The sequence below is a fragment of the Paucihalobacter ruber genome, from assembly GCF_006494535.1.
GTDB classification, from domain to species: domain Bacteria; phylum Bacteroidota; class Bacteroidia; order Flavobacteriales; family Flavobacteriaceae; genus Paucihalobacter; species Paucihalobacter ruber.
The window spans coordinates 1-1,328 of record NZ_VHIQ01000018.1 but is presented as its reverse complement, the minus strand read 5'-3'; the positions used below and the strand labels follow the sequence as shown (position 1 = coordinate 1,328).

Here is a 1,328-nt window from a genome sequence, read left to right as displayed (position 1 = left end):
CTTAAGTTTACAATTCATTAATTTTAGTACTTAATCAGAAAGAACAAAAGAGCGGAATAAGGTTACTATACACGGTGAAGTATTAAACTTCGACAACATTGATAATCCCCGCTCTTTTACTACTAAACCACGTTCAGTTCTGTGAGGCCTAGACCTCGATTTCAAGTTGTTGTGTGATTGGTAGCTCGTTCTTTCATAAACTATTTTCTATGAATAAATATAAGGAAACTTTTGGAGTTGACATCAGTAAAGATGTTTTTGACGTGCAAGGTAGTGCCAGTAGCCATAAACAGTTCAAAAACGACGCTAAAGGATTTGTGTCATTTTTAAAGACGCTTCCGCAAGAATCGCTGGTGGTTATGGAAGCTACAGGCTATTACCATTACAGACTCGCACAGTTTCTTTACAAAAACAAGGTGTTGGTATCTGTTGTGAACCCTTTGTCGGTCAAACGCTTTATTCAAATGAAGCTTGCTAAGGTAAAGACTGACAAGAGCGACGCTAAAGCCATTTGTGATTATGCCTTGTCCAATGAAGTACCGCTTTACAATGCTTTAACCGATGTACAATCTGAGTGTTTGCAACTATTCCGCTTATTAGACAGTTATCTCAAAAAGCGTACGGCAACCAAAAACAAGCTTCATGGCGAAGAAACATTGGGAATTCCTTCCAGATTTGTGTACCGTTCCCTGAAAAAGAATTTAAAACACTTAAATAAAGAAATAGAAGGAATTGATCAACGATTATTAGCTCTAGTAAAAGAAGAGCAACAGCAACAACTGTCACTTTTAACCACTGTTCCCGGTATTGGCCTAAAAACGGCCTTATTTCTGATAGTGGTAACCGATGGTTTCTCAAAATTTGAGACTGCTTCACAGCTCTGCAGCTATGTGGGTATTACACCCACCATTAGGGAGTCTGGCAGCAGCGTTCGAGGTCGTAGCAGAATCAGTAAGGTGGGCAACAAAAAATTACGCAACCTGTTGTTTCTTTGTGCTTTTAATGCCTGTAAACATAACAAGGCTTGCCAGGAATTGTATGAGCGAATTGTCAACAAGGGTAAAAGTAAAAAGCTTGCGCTAATTGCGGTAGCAAATAAGTTATTGAAACAAAGCTTTGCCATTGCAAAATCAGGTAGACCATATGACCCTAGCTATATATCTGTCCTAAAATTGCAATAATAAAATAGTAAAAGAATGATGCTGGAAGTAGCTTGTTGAACTGGAAACAAATCGACTAAAGGAGATTTGTTCTATTTCAACAATGACAGGAAACTTATGGCTAATTATTTTTGACAAAAGACTTGGTTTTTATCTCAGTTCTTTGTT

The 1,328-nt window shown here is 37.7% G+C and carries 1 protein-coding gene; it reads left to right on the top strand.

The window, feature by feature from the left end; all coding sequences use genetic code 11:
* Positions 1 to 209: 209 nt before the first annotated feature.
* Positions 210 to 1,181 (top strand): IS110 family transposase, encoded by a 972-nt coding sequence (locus tag FJ651_RS15630; RefSeq protein ID WP_140991724.1) that lies wholly within the window; start codon positions 210 to 212, stop codon positions 1,179 to 1,181.
* The last annotated feature ends 147 nt before the right edge of the window (positions 1,182 to 1,328 follow it).

Coding starts and splice junctions, on each gene's coding strand:
- FJ651_RS15630 (WP_140991724.1), top strand. CDS start 210: ATGAATAAATATAAGGAAACTTTTGGAGTTGACATCAGTAAAGATGTT.